General features: G+C 38.0%; 1 pseudogene. It reads right to left on the bottom strand.

Going from position 1 to position 992, the window contains the following annotated elements:
- Window positions 1-28: 28 nt before the first annotated feature.
- Window positions 29-992, bottom strand: a pseudogene (locus E2R67_RS16350) (IS3 family transposase); the annotation flags it as partial.

Below are 992 nucleotides of genomic sequence, written 5' to 3' on the forward strand. Positions count from 1 at the left end.
TGTCCCGTCCTGAAATAGGTTGACGGTTTTAATGGAAGGCCAGTAGCTCTTGCTCCTGGTCTTTTTTATGCACTTGATTTGGGGTTTTCATTCCCAAACTCATATGCGGTCGCATTTCATTGTATATGAATATTGATTCTTCAACGAACTGTTTTAACTCATCAATATTTCGACATTCATATAGTAAAAATTCTTGCTTTAATATTCCGTTTACTCGCTCAGCCAAAGCATTTTGATAACAGTCATAACCATCCGTCATAGAAGGTTTAATACCACTTTCATTCAGCTTCATTTGATAGCGCTCAGAGCAATATTGTAAGCCTCTATCTGAATGATGAATGCTGTCCTTGAAATATAAACGTTGAGCGACAGCCATATCTAATGCTTTGACAACATCTGTCGCTTTCATTTCATTACTCAATTCATAGCCCATTATCCTTCGACTGTAAGCATCTGTCACCAAGGATAAATAATGTACTCCTTGCGCTGACTTCACATAAGTTATATCGCTGACAAAAACTTCTTCAGCGGACTTAGGAGTATAGTCTTTCAATAAATTAGGGTGCTTACGCATCCAATGATTGCTATGTGTCGTTTTTGTATAGTTTTTCTTAGGCTTAACCAGCAAGTTATTCTCTCTCAAGTAGTCAAAAAAACAATCTCTACCTAGTTTTATACCTAGCTCTTCTAGCTGTGGTCTTATTAATAGGTGAAGCTTTTTACCACCAATACGGGGCATAAATTTTCGCCAGTACATAACAAGCTCTCTCACTGGTGCTAAGTTATTCTTCCGAGTCTCTATCCTGCGAATAGCTTGATGGTATGCTTGACGTGAAATACCATAAGCCTTACAAAGTCTAGTGAGTTTTATTTGGCTGTTTTCTTTTGCGCGCGTGATAGCTCGGATATGTACTTTTTTCTTAGGCCAGCTCCGTACTCTTCATCCATGATGTTAATCATTTCATCTTTGACGAGATTCTTTAGACGTAAGT

It is taken from the genome of Psychromonas algicola (assembly GCF_004378355.1).
Classification (GTDB): domain Bacteria; phylum Pseudomonadota; class Gammaproteobacteria; order Enterobacterales; family Psychromonadaceae; genus Psychromonas.